The 15,179-nt window shown below is 65.0% G+C and carries 12 protein-coding genes and 1 pseudogene; 8 read left to right on the top strand and 5 right to left on the bottom strand.

Annotated elements, in window-relative coordinates:
• The first annotated feature begins 7 nt into the window (after positions 1-7).
• Positions 8-2,776 (top strand): DNA polymerase I, encoded by a 2,769-nt coding sequence (polA, locus tag XANALMUS060_RS10825; protein WP_045738413.1) that lies wholly within the window; start codon positions 8-10, stop codon positions 2,774-2,776.
• 642 nt (positions 2,777-3,418) lie between these two features.
• Here the strand turns inward: polA and hemF are convergent.
• From hemF to XANALMUS060_RS10810, 3 genes are all read right to left on the bottom strand, one after another.
• The gene (gene hemF / locus XANALMUS060_RS10820) at positions 3,419-4,318 is read right to left on the bottom strand and encodes an oxygen-dependent coproporphyrinogen oxidase (RefSeq protein ID WP_045738412.1); all 900 of its coding nucleotides are present in this window, start codon (positions 4,316-4,318) and stop codon (positions 3,419-3,421) included.
• 134 nt (positions 4,319-4,452) lie between these two features.
• Entirely contained in the window at positions 4,453-5,004 is a 552-nt protein-coding gene (locus XANALMUS060_RS10815; RefSeq protein WP_045738455.1) for a hypothetical protein, read from the bottom strand.
• 204 nt (positions 5,005-5,208) lie between these two features.
• A complete protein-coding gene (locus tag XANALMUS060_RS10810; protein WP_045738411.1) occupies positions 5,209-7,590 on the bottom strand; it encodes a S9 family peptidase in 2,382 nt (793 codons plus the stop codon).
• A 170-nt stretch (positions 7,591-7,760) separates the two neighbouring features.
• On the opposite strand from XANALMUS060_RS10810, the gene XANALMUS060_RS10805 reads away from it, so the two are divergent.
• Entirely contained in the window at positions 7,761-9,125 is a 1,365-nt protein-coding gene (locus XANALMUS060_RS10805; protein WP_045738410.1) for an AMP-binding protein, read from the top strand.
• A gap of 105 nt (positions 9,126-9,230) precedes the next feature.
• Here XANALMUS060_RS10805 and XANALMUS060_RS10800 read toward each other — a convergent pair whose 3' ends face one another.
• Together XANALMUS060_RS10800 and XANALMUS060_RS10795 are read right to left on the bottom strand one after the other, a co-directional pair.
• Positions 9,231-10,247, bottom strand: coding sequence for a pteridine-dependent deoxygenase (locus XANALMUS060_RS10800; RefSeq protein WP_045738409.1), 1,017 nt, complete (start codon positions 10,245-10,247; stop codon positions 9,231-9,233).
• Positions 10,244-11,602 (bottom strand): NAD(P)/FAD-dependent oxidoreductase, encoded by a 1,359-nt coding sequence (locus XANALMUS060_RS10795; protein WP_152640473.1) that lies wholly within the window; start codon positions 11,600-11,602, stop codon positions 10,244-10,246. The genes XANALMUS060_RS10800 and XANALMUS060_RS10795 overlap by 4 nt, the downstream gene beginning before the upstream one ends.
• A 127-nt stretch (positions 11,603-11,729) precedes the next feature.
• On the opposite strand from XANALMUS060_RS10795, the gene xanC reads away from it, so the two are divergent.
• From xanC to XANALMUS060_RS10765, 6 genes and pseudogenes are all read left to right on the top strand, one after another.
• Positions 11,730-11,999 (top strand): xanthomonadin biosynthesis acyl carrier protein XanC, encoded by a 270-nt coding sequence (xanC, locus tag XANALMUS060_RS10790; protein WP_045738408.1) that lies wholly within the window; start codon positions 11,730-11,732, stop codon positions 11,997-11,999.
• A 16-nt stretch (positions 12,000-12,015) separates the two neighbouring features.
• Positions 12,016-12,493, top strand: a pseudogene (locus XANALMUS060_RS23035) (hypothetical protein).
• 91 nt (positions 12,494-12,584) lie between these two features.
• A complete protein-coding gene (locus tag XANALMUS060_RS10780; protein ID WP_045738407.1) occupies positions 12,585-13,334 on the top strand; it encodes a lysophospholipid acyltransferase family protein in 750 nt (249 codons plus the stop codon).
• 9 nt (positions 13,335-13,343) lie between these two features.
• Positions 13,344-13,631 (top strand): dehydratase, encoded by a 288-nt coding sequence (locus XANALMUS060_RS10775; RefSeq protein ID WP_045738406.1) that lies wholly within the window; start codon positions 13,344-13,346, stop codon positions 13,629-13,631.
• Positions 13,628-14,602, top strand: a complete 975-nt coding sequence (locus XANALMUS060_RS10770; RefSeq protein ID WP_045738405.1) for an acyltransferase — start codon at positions 13,628-13,630, stop codon at positions 14,600-14,602. Before XANALMUS060_RS10775 ends, XANALMUS060_RS10770 begins: the two co-directional genes overlap by 4 nt.
• Positions 14,526-15,173: a LolA-related protein gene (locus XANALMUS060_RS10765; protein WP_045738404.1), complete on the top strand. Its 648-nt coding sequence runs from the start codon at positions 14,526-14,528 to the stop codon at positions 15,171-15,173. The genes XANALMUS060_RS10770 and XANALMUS060_RS10765 overlap by 77 nt, the downstream gene beginning before the upstream one ends.
• Positions 15,174-15,179 lie beyond the last annotated feature (6 nt).

Below are 15,179 nucleotides of genomic sequence, written 5' to 3'. Positions count from 1 at the left end.
TTGGCCAATGAGCCGATTAGTCCTGATCGACGGGTCCAGCTACCTGTATCGCGCGTTCCACGCGCTCCCGCCCCTGACCAATGCCGCCGGTGAACCCACTGGCGCATTGTTCGGTGTGGTCAACATGCTGCGCGCCACGCTGAAGGAGCGTCCCGAGTACGTCGCCTTCGTGGTGGATGCGCCGGGCAAGACCTTCCGCGACGCGCTGTACCCGCAGTACAAGGCCAACCGCCCACCGATGCCCGAGGAGCTGCGTGCGCAGGTCGAGCCGATGTGCCAGATCGTGCACGCACTCGGCATCACCATGTTGCGCGAGAGCGGCGTGGAGGCTGACGATGTGATCGGCACCTTGGCCCTGCAAGGCGTGGGCGATGGCCTGGACGTGACCATCTCCACTGGCGACAAGGATTTCGCCCAGTTGGTGCGTCCCGGGGTGCAGTTGGTCAACACCATGAGCGGCAGCCGCATGGATTCGGATGCGGCGGTGATGGAAAAGTTCGGTGTGTTGCCCTGCCAGATCGTCGATCTGCTGGCGCTGATGGGCGACACCATCGACAACGTGCCCGGCGTGGAGAAGTGCGGACCCAAGACCGCCGCCAAGTGGCTGGCCGACTACGGCTCGCTGGACGCGGTGATCGCCAACGCCGATGCGATCAAGGGCAAGATCGGCGACAACCTGCGCGCGGCGCTGGGGCGGCTGCCGCTCAACCGCGATCTGGTTACGATCAAGACCGATGTGGTGCTGCCCGGCGGCCCGCGCACGCTGGGCCTGCGTGAGCCGGAGCCGGAGCAGTTGCGCGGCTTGTACCAGCGCTACGGCTTCACCCAGGCGCTGCGTGATCTGGACGGTGGCGTGGCGGCGCCGCACGTCGCCAGCGAGGCCAGTCCCAGTCTGCGCGGTACCGCGGCTGGCTATGCCCGTGCCGCCGCCGTGCCCGATGCGGCGCTGGACCCGGCGTTGGCCGCGCAGGGCCACTACGCCGCAATCACCACCACCGAGCAGTTCGACGCGTTGCTGGCACGCTTGCGCGCCGCCGACAGCTTCGCCTTCGACACCGAGACCGATGCGCTGGACGCGATGCGCGCCAACCTGGTCGGACTCAGTTTCTCCATCGAACCCGGCCATGCCGACTACCTGCCCTTGGGCCACGACTATCCAGGTGTGCCGGCGCAGTTGGACCGCGCGCAGGTGCTCGCGGCGCTCGCACCGCTGTTGGAAGATCCGGCCAAGCGCAAGGTCGGCCAGCACGGCAAGTACGACTTGCATGTGCTGCGTCGCCACGGCGTGCAGGTGCGCGGGTATGCCGACGACACCATGCTGGAGAGTTTCGTGCTCAACTCCACCGCCAGCCGCCACGACATGGACTCGTTGGCCAAGCGCTACCTGGGTTACGACACGATCAAGTACGAGGACGTGGCCGGCAAGGGCGCAAAGCAGATCGCGTTTTCGCAGGTGGCCATCGACGATGCCACGAGCTATGCCGCCGAAGACGCCGATATCACCTTGCGCCTGCACCGTGCGCTGTCTGCGCAATTGGAGGCCGAGCCGGCACTGGCGCGGGTGTACCGCGAGATCGAAATGCCACTGGTACCGGTGTTGGCCCGCATCGAGGCCAACGGCGTGTGCGTGGATGTCGCCGAGTTGCGCAAGCAGAGCCAGGTGTTGAGCCAGCGCATGCTGACCGCGCAACAGAAAGCCACCGGGTTGGCTGGGCGGAGTTTCAATCTGGATTCGCCCAAACAGTTACAGGCGGTGTTGTTCGACGAACTGAAGCTGCCCGCCCTGTTGAAAACCCCCAAGGGCCAGCCCAGCACCAACGAAGAAGCGCTGGAGGCCATTGCCGACCAGCACGAACTGCCGCGGGTGATCCTGGAATATCGCGGCCTGGCCAAGCTACGCAGCACTTACACCGACAAACTGCCGGAGATGGTCAACCCCGAGACCGGGCGCGTACACACCAGCTACCACCAAGCTGGTGCCGCGACCGGGCGGCTGTCCTCTTCCGATCCGAATCTACAGAACATCCCGATCCGCACCGAGGATGGCCGCCGCATCCGTCGCGCCTTCGTCGCTCCGCCTGGCCGCAAGCTGATTGCCTGCGATTACTCGCAGATCGAGTTGCGGATCATGGCGCATCTGTCCGAGGATCCGGGCCTGTTACGCGCTTTCAGTCAAGGTGTGGACGTGCATCGCGCCACCGCTGCCGAGGTATTCGGGCGCACGGTGGAGCAGGTCAGCGCCAACGAGCGCCGCGCCGCCAAGGCGATCAATTTCGGCCTGATGTACGGCATGAGCGCGTTCGGCCTGGCGCGCAACCTCGGCATCGGCCGTGGCGAGGCGCAAGACTACGTGGCGCTGTACTTCAGCCGCTACCCGGCGGTGCGCGACTTCATGGAGCGCATGCGCGAGCAGGCGCGCACGCAGGGCTACGTGGAGACCCTGTTCGGTCGCCGTCTGTACCTGAACGACATCAACGCCAAACAGCAAGGCTTGCGTGCCGGTGCCGAGCGCGCCGCGATCAACGCGCCGATGCAGGGCACCGCTGCGGACATCATCAAGCGCGCCATGGTCAGTGTGGACACGTGGTTGCAGGATCACCGCGCGCGCGCGCTGATGATTCTGCAGGTGCACGACGAACTGGTATTCGAAGTCGACGCTGACTTTATCGAGATAATGTTGCCCGAGGTGACTCGGCGCATGACCGCAGCGGCAGAGTTGAAAGTGCCGCTGATCGTGGACAGCGGTGTGGGCGATAACTGGGACGAGGCGCATTAAGCTACGGAACCCGCAATGCGGTGGCCTGCGACGACGTCCTGCAGTCAGCTGCTGTGTGCAGAGAATGCGGAATTTATGCTGTTTTCCGCGTGAATATTTTGGAATGAATCCATCCTAAACATGACGAAATTTTAACCAGAATTTTCACGAATGAGAAAGGTGGAAAGTGGTTTCATAACCCTCGACAAGCGCAACGCTTGTCGCGGATCTTCTCCCATCCCCTGGAGCAGATCTAGGAACGGAGACTCCTCCCCAAGTCTCCTTTCCCTGGCCCCGCCGACCTCCCCCCTTGGTCTGCGGGGCCTTTCTATTTAGGCCTTGATGTCCTCCATGCTCCCGCGACCGCCAGCAAGTGAGGGGATAGGGACTACCGTGTCGCTGTGTTCGAGTTGATAGATCCATCGTTCAGCGCGACGATGCCTGCGCGCTGCCACGATGCGCGCTCCCTGCAGGCCGCACCTGTGGTCATGCGCAGCGATGCCTCCGGCGATGAAAGCGCGCAGCCATTGGGCCTGAAATGCGTTGAGTTGCGGCCGCAACTTTTCGCATCGCTATGCGGTCGATGGTCGGCGACAAACGCCTAGATGCGCGTGTGTCACACCGCCGAGAGCGCCATGCGCGCTTTGGCGCGCCGTGGCGTGCTCAGGCCAGCCAGTCCCGTGGCACCAGATACTCGGCCAGACGCGCTTCGGGACTGCCTGGTTCCGGCTGGAAGCCGTATTCCCAGCGCACTCGTGGCGGCAGGCTCATCAAGATGCTCTCGCTGCGGCCGCCACTTTGCAGGCCGAATAGGGTGCCGCGGTCGTAGACCAGATTGAATTCCACGTAGCGCCCGCGCCGATAGAGCTGAAACTCGCGCTCGCGCTCGCCCCAGGGCAGGGCGCGGCGGCGCGCCACAATCGGCAGATAGGCATCCAGAAAACCATCGCCCACCGCGCGTTGGTAGGCGAAATCGCGTTCGAAATCGGCATGCAGATCGTCGAAGAACAGACCGCCGACGCCGCGCGTTTCGTTGCGGTGTTTGAGATAAAAATACTCGTCGCACCAGCGCTTATGCGCGGGGTACCGCTCGGCGCCGAATGGCGCACATAAATCGTGCGCGGTCTGGTGCCAGTGGCGCGCGTCTTCGTCGAACGGGTAGTAAGGCGTCAGGTCGAAACCGCCACCGAACCACCAGGCGACGGTCGTCCCCTCGCGCTCGGCCTCGAAGTAACGCACGTTGGTGTGGGTGGTGGGGATATATGGACTGAGTGGATGGAACACCAGCGACACCCCGACCGCGCGCCAGGAAGCGCCGGCCAGTTCCGGGCGGTTGGCGCTGGCCGAGGGGGGCAGGCGCGTGCCGGACACGTCGGAGAAGCCGACCCCGGCCTGCTCGAATACCGCGCCATCGCGCAGAATGCGGGTGCGGCCGCCACCGCCCTCGGTGCGTTGCCACACGTCTTCGGCGAAACGGGCCTGGCCGTCGGCAGCCTCGACGGCGGCACAGATACGGTCTTGCAGACCAGTGAGATAGTCGCGGACACGGTCGAAGGTTTGCATGTCCCTATTCTAGAAGTTTGCCGCCTGGGCGTGTGCGTGATGATGCGCGGTCCGTTGCCGAGTACGCATTGGATTCAGCCGGCGCTGCGTCGCGCCAATCCGGGTGAACGCTGTCCGTGTGTGCGTGGTGCTGCTCAGCGGCGGAAGCTGCTGCGCAGCGCTGGGCGCGAGAGCTGGTACGCCAGCCAGCCATGCAGAACGGCGAAAACCAGCGCGGTGAGCAGTGCGCCGAAGATGATGGTGATGCCGCCGGAGTGCAACTGCTGCTGCATTTGCGCATCCAAGCCGTGTTGCGGCGCCCATGCTTGCAGCATGTCGAACAACTGCCACAGCAGCGGCAATACCGCGAAATTAGCCACGGCGGTGACGACCAGGAATGCCACGAATACGCGCCGGGCCCATTCGCGCCGTTGTAACAAGGCCCATGAGGTCGCACATAACCCCAGCGCTAGCGCTGCCGTTAGCCAGGACAGTGCGCTCGCATGGGCCATGCACCAGTGCAGCCACGGCGGCAACGGTAGTCTAAACGGCTGCAGTATTGTTTCGATGTTGCCCTCGGGTAGCACCATCAGCGTCAGTGCCGGTACCAGTGCCAACAGCAGCGACAGCACGCCAAGCAAGAGTGCGAACTTGCCCATCGCATCGATCATCTGGTGTTCTGCGGCGGGCAGCGGTGGTGGTGACATGGGCGATCCCTCGGTTGGGTGCAGGTCTGGCGTGCTGCCACGCATCGGCAAAGATAGAGCCTGCTTGCACAGGTGCAAGTGGCGTGCGCGTGTGCGTCATGCGCAAACACGGCACATGCTCCGATGGTCGTCATCGCTTGCCATCGCAGACGGGGCGGCGCGGTCATCGGCGTCACCACGCCGCGACCGCGACAGACGCATCGCCTACTTCAGTTCCTGCTCGAACAATTTCAGGATCCGCTTGTATTCGTCCAGCCAGGAATCGGCGCGGGTAAAGCCATGTCGCTCCAGCGGATACGGTGCGATCTCCCAATTGTCCTTGTGCAGTTCGATCAGCTTCTGGGTCATGTCGATCGAGTCCTTGAAAAACACGTTGTCATCGACCATGCCGTGGGCGATCAACAGGTGATCGCGCAGTCCACTTGCGTACTCGATCGCCGAAGAGGTGCGGTAGGCCTGTGGATCCAGATCGGGCGTGTTGAGGATGTCGGCGCTGTATTCGTGGTTGTACTGGCTCCAGTCGGCCACCGGGCGCAGCGCGGCGCCGGCCTTGAACGTGCCGGGGCGACGGAACAGCGCCATGTAAGTCATGAAGCCGCCGTAGGAGCCGCCGTAAATGCCGGCGCGGTGACGGTCGCCTTGCTTGGTGGCGACCAGCCAATCCAGGCCGTCCAGATAGTCCTCTAGTTCCGGATGCCCCATGTTGCGGTAGATCGCGGTGCGCCAGTCGCGGCCGTAGCCGGCGCTGGCGCGGTAATCCAGGTCGAGCACGATGTAGCCCTTGTGCACCAGCAGGTTGTGGAACATCTGCTCGCGAAAATACGAGGTGTAGTGTGCCGAGACATTCTGCAGGTAGCCGGCGCCGTGCACGAACATCACTACCGGATAATGCTTGCCGGGCTCGGGATGCGGCGGGCCGTAGTACTTGCCCCAGATCGTGCCGGCGCCATGCGTGGACGGTATCTGCACGAATTGCGGCTGGATCCATGCACGTGCCTTGAATGCGGCGCTGCGGGTATCGGTCAGCACGCGCGCGCTGCCGCCGCTGACCGGCAGCACCGCCAGTTGCGGCGGCAGGTAGGGGCCGGAGTAGTGCACCAGTAGCTGGTGGCCGTCTGGCGATAGTGCGAAGTCCTCGACACCTTCCAGTGAGGTCAGCTCGACAACGCTATCGTCGCGCAGATCCAGCTTGCACACCTCGTAGTCGCCTGGCCACTTGCGGTTGCACAGGAACAAGAAGCCCTGGCCATCGGCGCTGACCACCGGCGCGGACACTTCCCATTTGCCGGAGGTGCGTTGGCGCGGTTTATCGGCGCCACGCTGGGTGTACAGGTGCGCATGACCGGATTGTTCCGATAGCAGCCACAGCGTTTGGTTGTCTGGCATCCAGCCGAAATCGTTGAAGTTCCAGTTGATCCAGGCCGGGTCGGTGAGCCGGTGGCGTGGCTGCAGCACGGCCTTGTCCAGGTCGACGCTGGCGATCCAACGGTCCTTGTTGTCCACCGCGCGCAACATCACCGCGACGTTGCGGCCATCCTCGCTCCAGTGCATCGCCGCGCCGCTGCCATCGCCGTCGGTCTCCACCCGGACCGCGCGCGGCCCATGCAGCGGTTCCTGCTTGGCCGCCTTGCGTAGTGCGGCCAGTGGATCGTTGTGGATGCCGGGCAGGATGGCGAAGTCGAGTTTGCGTGCGCTGCCCGCAGCGATATCGACCAGCCACAGGCTCTGCGCCAGCGGTGGGTTGCGACCGACGCGCGTGCGCACTTCCTGGAATTCTTCGTAACCCGACTCGGTCACATACCTGGGCATCTTGCCTTCGCGACCTTCGTCGGCACCCCTGGCGTGGGTCACCGCCAGTAGATGGCGAGCGTCCGGCGATAGCGCGCTGTCGTCGATGACGACGTCCTCGCCCAGATACACCGGTGCCGGCGCGCGGCTGCCATCGGCACGCCGCCAAGCCTGCTCTTGTTGACGCAGCAACTCGCGCTGCGCGCGATCACGAGCCAGTGTCTCCAATGTACGCAGTTGCTGCGCACGCAGCGTGTCTAATTTGGGTGCGGTATCGGGATCGCGCTCGGCCTTGAGTAGCGCCGCCTGCGCGATGCCGCTGCCGGGATTCCAGCGGTACCAGTCGTTGCCGACCCGCCACAGTGCGCCGCCGTCGCTGGTGAACTGCGGCCGTGCGGCCGCTTGATTGCTGCGGGTCAGCTGGGTCAGCGCGCCGCTGCGCAGATCGCGCAGGAAGACATCGCCATTGCGCACGAACAGCATGCGTTGGTGGGCTGCGTCGTAGACTGGGTTGGCCGCATCCAGTGTGCTGCGTTGCGTATCCTCGATCCGCTGCGCGGGACTGCCGTCGATCCCCTGGCGGTAGGTGTCGCGCACCGGGCTGCCGTTGCGCTTGAGTTTGTATTGCACTTGGCGCCCGTCCCAGGCCCACCAGGCGTCCTCGACAGATGGCCCGATCCAGTCCGGATCCGCCATCGTTTGTTCGATGGTCAGCGTGGTCACATCCTGAGCCGCAACCAATGACGGTGAGCAGGACAGGGATAGCAATACAACAGCACTCAGGGCCAGATGGCGCATCGGGGTTCCGAACAAACAGCAAACGGTAAGCGTAGCAGTCGCTGAATGACACTGGGGTGGGCGCCGCTCGCTGCCGCGCCGACTGGCTTGCCAGGTCCAGCGTCGCCGGCCAAGCTAGGAGTCCCCCGCGTGCGTTGCGGGAGATTGTCCCGTCCGAGCCGCCACCACGCATGTCTGCTGTTTCCTGCATCCACCCCGTTTCCGTCCCGCTGCATCCCCTCGCCGTCGGCGATGCGCAGCGCCCGCTGGCCTATACCCATGGCGAACAGATCGATCTAGCGACCTTTCTCGGTCATGTGCGCGGTCTGGCCGCACTGTTGCCGGACGGTCGCTATGCGCTGAATCTGTGCGAGGACCGTTACCAGTTCATGGTGGCGTTCTGTGCCGTGGCGTTACGTGGACAGATCTCGCTGCTACCGTCCTCGCGGGCTCCGGCGGTGGTCGCCGAAGTACATCGTAGTCATCCCGATTGTTATTGCCTGGGCGATCTGTCCATGGTCGACGCGCCGCCGGGCTATTGGCAGTTGCCGGTGCCGCTGCCAACGCTGGATGGACCGATGCCGCAATTGGCCGAGGATGCGCTGGTGGCGATCGGCTTCACTTCCGGCAGCACCGGCGCGCCTCAACCCAATCCCAAGACCTGGGGTAGCTTTCTGACCAGCACCCGCCAGGATCTACTGGCGTTGGCGGGCTTGTGGCCCGCCGACGCGGTGCCGCAGGTGGTGGCGACGGTGCCGCCGCAGCACATGTATGGCATGGAGTTGTCGGTGCTGCTGCCGCTGGTGACGCCGCTGGCGGTGCATGCCGCCCGGCCGTTCTTTCCCGAGGACGTGGCCCGTGCCTTGGCCCAGTTGCCGGTGCCGCGTTTGCTGGTGACCACGCCGGTGCATCTGCGCGCCCTGGTCGAATCCGGTGTCGCGCTGCCGCCGTTGGCCGGCATCGTCTCGGCGACCGCGCCGCTGGCGCAGGAATTGGCGGAGGCGGCGCAGGCGCGTTTCGGTGGCGAAGTGCGCGAGATGTTCGGCTCCACCGAAACCTGCATCTTCGCCAGCCGGCGTACCGTGCAAGAGGTGTCATGGACGCCGTTACCGGGCGTGCGGGTGGTGCCACAGCCGGACGGCACCCTGGTTCATGCGCCGCATCTGGCCCAGCCAGTGTTGCTGGCCGACTTGATGGAGGTCGATGCCGACGGGCGTTTCCAAGTGCGCGGACGCCAGGCCGATCTGCTGGAGATCGGGGGCAAGCGCGCGTCCTTGGCCGACCTGACCCGCCGCCTGCTCGCGCTGCCTGGCGTGCTGGACGGTGCGATGCTGCAACTGGACCCGGAGCCGGGACAGGCGGTGGGCCGCATCGCGGCGGTGGTGGTCGCACCCACATTGAATGAAGACGCGATCCTGGACGCATTGCGCCGCGAACTGGATCCGCTGTTCCTGCCGCGCCGCCTGCGCCTGCTCGACGCGTTGCCGCGCAACGAAACCGGCAAGCTGCCGCGCGAGCGCATGCTGGCATTGCTGGCGGGCGTGCGCGAGGGTTGAGCGGATCAGGTCAGCAGCGCTTCGACGCGCTGCTGGCGGGGCGTGCAGTGAGATAGCGATGTCGCACTTCAGTCAATGGACATCCGGCGCGTTGCCGCGCCAGGATCAGCCATGCACGCCGTCGATCTCCACCGCCAGTTCGTCGCGGCAGATCACCGCATGGAGCAACAGGCGCGGGATCCGCTCGCCGAAACGGGCATCGAGCGCCGCGGCGACCAACGGCAGGTCGGTTTTTTCGCGGACGTAGACCTTCAACCGGGTACCGTCGCCGAACTGCGCCGGCAGCTCCGGCACGTGGGTGCGTGCGGCGCCCAGCAAGGCGTCGAAATTGGCGAAGGTTTCTTCCAATTGCGCCAGCAATTGTCCGCGGTGCATCGACGCGTGGCCGACCACGCTGGCGGTGCCTGACAGCAACAGCGGCATATCGCTCCCGGCCGGTGGCAGCATCGCGCGGGCGAAGCTCGGTGACTGTGGGCCGTATTGTCGCGGGTAATGGTAGGCACTGACCTGGCGCGGATTTTCCAGCGGCGTGCCCGCCCGTGCCGCCGCCAGCCAATAGATCTGCATCACGGGAGCGTCGTCGCAGCGACCGACGGCGGTCGCTGCTGGCAGTCGGCTGGCATCGAAGTCGCCTAGACCACGGGCACGGCCGACGCAGAAACGGCGGTAACGCTCACGATCGCCGCTCCCCAGGGTGATCGCGTCCAGATGGTTCCAGATGCGCAGCAGACAGGGCGTGGCGCTTTTGGCAACGAAGGCGCTGATCTGTGCATAGGCCTGGGCTGCTGCTTCTTCGATCTCCAGATCCAGTGTGCGCTCGTCGATCTCGATGGCGGCGAACTGCAGCCGGCCATCGCTGGCCCAGGCAATGGCACCATCGCGGCCGCTGCGCACCGGTGCGTCCGTGCGCCAGATTTCGAGCATGCGCGGGCCGTACGGCTGCAACGGCACCCGTAGGTAGCGCGGATCGTCGTGATGCGGCGCCGTCTCGCCGAAGCCGAACACGGCCAACACGTTGTCCTCGCCCAGCACTTGGCTCGGATCGGTTTCAGCGACGTATTCCACCTGCAGTTGCGGGTGGTGTTGTGCGTGCTCTTGGAATTGCGGATATCGCGGGTTCATGATGGTTCTCGATGTAGCGTGTCGCCATGAAACTCTTCGCGCGCCTGACGGCGGCGATGCCGCCAGGCGCTCCAGGCCCGTGGCAACATCGCCAGGGCGGAGATGGTGTAGATGATGCGGAACACGCGCAGGCGACGCAGCGCCGCGCGGTTGTCGAACACGTCGCCGGCCAGCATCGCCAAGACCGCCTGCTCGACTTGCAGCACGTTGCGTGGCTGTGCGAATAGCTCGCGCATGGTGGGCGAGGTGAAGCGGTAGATGAACCATTTGAACTGATCCAGGCCGCCGCGCAGGTGTTTTTCCAGGCCTCGCTGCAACCGTGCCTCGCTGGCTGGGTCGCGCAGCGCTGCATCGACCATTGCAGCGCCGCGTTCGGCGCTGTGCATCGCCAGGTAGACGCCGGAGGAAAACATCGGGTCCACGAACGTATAGGCGTCGCCCAGCATCAGCCAGCGTGGCCCGCTCATCCGCGTGCATTCGTAGGCGTAGTTGCCGGTGGCATGCACCGGCGCGATGCGCTGCGCGTCGATCATGCGGGCGGCGACGTCCGGGTTCAATGCCAGGGTTCGCATCAACAAACCCTCGCTGTCGCCCTGGCGGGTCTTCATGTACGACGGATCGCAGACTGCGCCGACGCTCATCACGCCGTCGGGCAGTGGGATCAGCCACATCCAACCGTGGGCGTGGCGGTAGATGCTGATGTTGCCGGCATCCTCGCCCGGACGCCGCGTTACCCCGCGGAAATGGCTGAACAGCGCCGCCGAGGCGTGCCGCGCATTGGCGCGTTTGAGTTTGAGCTTGTTGCCCAGGAAGGTATCGCGACCGCTGGCGTCGATCAGGTAGCGTGGGCGGTAGTGGCGCAGGCCCTCCTCGGCGCTGCGCGCCTGTACCACCGGCCTGTCGCCGTCCAGTTGCACCGTCTCGACCCCGGTACCCTCGTGCAGGGTCGCGCCGACGGCGCGGACCCGCTCGGCCAGGATCCGGTCGAAATCGGCGCGCGGCACCTGGAAGGCATAGTCGGATTGAGCGTTGAGCGCATGGGCAAAGCGAAAGGTGTTGTAGCCGCCCGCATCGTTCGGAAAATCCGCGCCGAGTTTGAGCACACCGATGGCGCGGACCTGCTCCAGTACTCCCAGCCGCTGCAGGATCGGCATGTTCATTGGCAGTAGCGATTCGCCGATGTGGAAACGTGGATGACGGTCTTTTTCCAACACCGTCACCTGCCAACCCTGTTGTGCCAGCGCGATGGCCACGGCGCAGCCTGCCGGCCCGCCCCCGATGACCAACACGTCGGGCGTGTCGACGATGGTCGGTGGTGCTGCGGCGCTTGTGCGTGAATGAATGCGGGGTTCCATCCTGAAAGAATCTCCAGCGGAGCAGTGAAGCGACGTGCATAATAGCGCGTCGCTTGCGTTGGCATGGTTGCGTCATCGCGTCCGATGCACCATCTTGTGCCACCCTCTTTAAGTCCGGAAGCCTAGGATGTCTTCGCAAACCCCCGCCGAACGTGAACTGGCCGAGCTGCTGGTCGAGAGCCTGAACCTGGAGGACGTGCAGCCCGGCGATATCGATCCGGAGGCGGCACTGTTCAACACCGGTTTGGGGCTGGACTCGATCGACGCCCTGGAGTTGGCGTTGGCGATCAGCAAGCACTATGGCTTCCAGTTACGCTCGGATAACGACGAGAACCGCCGCATCTTTGCCTCGTTGCGCGCCCTGTCGGCGCATGTCCAAGCGAACAAGATCAACTGATCCAACCCGTTAGGTCCTGGGTGCTGCGTTAGGCGTGTTATCGGCGCGGCTGTACCCCGCGCTTGCCCATTCCAATGCGGTGCACCGCACGCATTTGGCGCTGCCTGCCGACGTGGTCCTGCTTTGATTGCTGCTGTTGGAGCGGATGCGGCGGTGTCGGTTTTGGCCGTGGTGGCTGGGGATGGTTCAATCGCGGTCTTGGTGCCGCTGTGGCGCTCGCCCAATGCGTTTTTGTTGCTCAGCATATCGCTGGTGTTGCCGGCCGCCTGGGTCGTCGGGTTCTTCGGTCGCAGCCGGCGGCGCGGGTGCACACCGGTGATTACCCGCATCGTCGAGGTGCTGTTAACGGCGCGACCATGCCAATCAGCCCCGAACAGCGGCGCTACACGCGCCGGCTGACCGTGCTCCGGGTCGAGGAGTCCCTGTTGCGTGGACGCTGGTTTCCGCAGCGTCCCTACCGTAACCTGTCCGCTCTCCTGCACCGGTTGGCGTGATTGGGGGCCGGTTTTTTGGCGCGACCTGTTGCGCCGAGGCACGCATCACCGTGGATGCCAGAGGGGTCGGATTATCAAGGAACAACGGAAGATGCCCCATACAAGGATGCCGTTGCGCATGGCCTGCGCGGTGTGGAACGCGCTGCAATTGCTATTCACCATGGTCTATACGGCGCTGGGAATCCTGCTTGCGTTGGCACTGCGAGCGCTCACCGGGCCACGCCTGCCGCTGCGCATGGCCGCGCGGATCTGGGCGCCCGGGCTGTTGTTCGGTGCCGGGGTGCGCCTGCAGGTGGAGGGCCGGGAGCGGGTGGACTGGTCGCGCAATCACCTGTTCGTCAGCAACCATCAGTCGATTATCGACATCTGCGCGTTGTTCATGGCCTTGCCTGTCCCGTTGCGATTCCTGCTCAAGGACGAGATGCTCAAGGTGCCGTTCGTGAATTGGTATGCGCGCTACACCGGCATGTTGTTCTTGGACCGTAACAGCCGCCACGCCGGGGCGATCGTGCGCCGCGAGGCTGCGGCATTGCTGCGTCGTGGCGAAGACTTGTGTTTGTTCCCGGAGGGTACACGTAGCCGCAGCGGAGAACTGGCCGAGTTCAAAGCCGGGTTGCTGCAGGCCGCCATCGACGCTGGCGTGGACGTGATCCCGGTGGCATTGGATGGAGCCGGCAAGGTGTTGCCGCCGGACAGCCTGTTTCGTGTCAGGCCCGGAATCATCCGGGTGCGGATCGGTGCGCCGATCCGGGTCCAGGGCGATAATGGCCCGCTGACCCGGCGGATGTTGACCCAGCGGGCGCACCAGTCCGTGCGCGCCATGCTCGAACCCAGAATATGAATCGCTCGTATGTATTTTGTCGTCCCGCATAATCATCCCAGTCTGCCGGGGCATTTCCCCGGTCGTCCGGTGGTGCCGGGCGTTGTGGTGCTGGATCACGTGCTGCAGGCCGTCGAGGCCGTGCACGGTGCCCGCGCGCCGCTGCGCTTGCCGCAAGTGAAGTTTCTGCAGCCGCTGCTGCCAGGTCAGACGGCGCGGGTGGAACTGGACGGCGTCGCGCCGCGTTGGCGTTTCCGCGTGCTGTGTGGCGATGAGGTGCTGGTCAGCGGCGAATTGAGCGCGGAGGCCGTGGCGTGAGCGTCGTCTGGAAACAGCGTCCGGAAGGCGGTGGTCACTTTGCATTGTGGTTGATCCGTAGCATCGCCCGTTATGGCGGTCGCAGCATCGGGCGTGCATTGCTGTATCCGATCACCCTGTATTTTCTGCTGGTGCGTGGCCACGAACGCCGCGATTCGCGAGGTTACCTGGGCCGCGTTTTCGGTCGTCCGGCCACCTTGTTGGAGGTGGCCCGGCACATTCATACCTTCGCCGCCACCATTCTCGATCGCGTGTTCATGCTGTGCGGGCAGATGCACCGCTTCCGGATCCAGATCCGTGGCCTGGAGCAACTGCGTGTGCAGATGGACCGCGGTCGCGGTGTACTGATCTTCGGCTCGCACCTGGGCAGCTTCGACGCGTTGCGGGTGTTGGCCACCCGAGCCCCGGACCTGCAGGTCAAGGTGGTGTTGGACAAGGCGCACAATCCGGCGCTGACGGGGTTGCTGGCCGCGCTGAATCCGTCACTGGCGGCCAACATCATCGATGCCGGCATGGACAGTACCGCGGTGGTCATGGCGATCAAGCAGGCGGCCGACGAGGGAGCGCTGATTGCATTGCTGGTGGATCGCCCGCAGCCGCAGGACCCCGCCCTGCCGGTTGCCTTCCTCGGCGAGCAGGCGCGGTTCCCAACCTCGCCGTGGCTGATCGCCGCCGCGCTGAAGGTGCCGGTGGTGTTGGCCTTCGGCTTGTACCGTGGCGGCAACCGCTACGAGTTGGTGTTCGAGACCTTCAGCGAGTGCCTGGACCTGCCGCGTCGTCAACGCGCGCCGGCGCTGGCCGGGCTCATCCGCGATTACGCCGTCAGGCTGGAACATTACACCCGCTCGGCGCCCTACAACTGGTTCAACTTCTACGATTTCTGGAACGACCCCCATGCCGATGCGTCGCACCTTGTTATCGATGCTGATACTGCTGTGCAGCGCCGCACCGCTATGCGCCGCGTCGCCTGAGCCGCTGGACCCGGATTGGATTCTGCAGCAACTGGTGCGGCCGGTACCGGTCAGCACCGCGTTCGTGGAATTGCGCGGTTCGACGCTGCTGAAGGCGCCGTTGCGGGTGCAGGGCGAATACCGCCGTCCCGACGCGCAGACGCTGGTGCGCGAGGTCACCGCGCCTTACCACGAGATCACCACCCTGCGCGGCGGTGAGGCCATCTTGGAGCGCGACGGCAAACCACCCAAGCGTTTTTCGCTGGCACGGGTTCCCGAACTGGCCGGATTGCAGAGCGGCTTCGGTGCGTTGCTGTCGGGTGAGCGCGCACAATTGCAGCAGCAGTACACCTTGAGCAGTGCCGGCACGCGCGAGCACTGGCAATTGCAGTTGCAACCCAGGCAAGCGGCGCTGGCCGCGCGCGTGCGCAGCCTGCGCTTGTACGGTCGCGGCGCGGAGTTGCGCTGCATCGAAACGACCCCGGCCAGGGGCGAGGTGCAGCGCACCCTGCTGGCCGGCGCGGCCCACGCCGCCACCGACATCGCCGAGACCGCCGCGCTGACCGCGCTGTGCCACGGCGAGGCGAGCTGATGCCAC

Origin of the sequence: Xanthomonas sp. MUS 060 (assembly GCF_000963215.1) — a bacterium.
Taxonomy (GTDB): Bacteria; Pseudomonadota; Gammaproteobacteria; order Xanthomonadales; family Xanthomonadaceae; genus Xanthomonas_A.
Note: the sequence above shows the minus strand (reverse complement) of the source record. Positions and strands in the feature narration are given on the sequence as shown.